At 46.1% G+C, this 204-nt stretch carries 1 protein-coding gene; it reads right to left on the reverse strand.

Annotated features, from left to right (window positions below; genetic code table 11):
• Positions 1–204: MBG domain-containing protein (locus J3S90_RS15850; RefSeq protein ID WP_210646995.1), on the reverse strand; the 204-nt coding region annotated here is incomplete at both ends.

Raw genomic sequence — 204 nt, forward strand, 5'->3', positions numbered from 1 at the left:
CTGTTGTGCTTACCGTATAGTTTGGATTACTGCCTAAAGCCACTGCAATTGGATAGCTTCCTACTGCTGAAGTGGTTGTAGCGGTAGTGCTTAACGTATAGTCAATCACATCGCCATTTACCGTTCCAGTTACCACAGCGGTTAACGCTGGGTTCGCGTCTCCGTATACTTTGGTTTTATTATCGGCTACCACACTCACGTTGA

Source organism: Flavobacterium flabelliforme (assembly GCF_017948675.1).
GTDB lineage: Bacteria > Bacteroidota > Bacteroidia > Flavobacteriales > Flavobacteriaceae > Flavobacterium > Flavobacterium pygoscelis.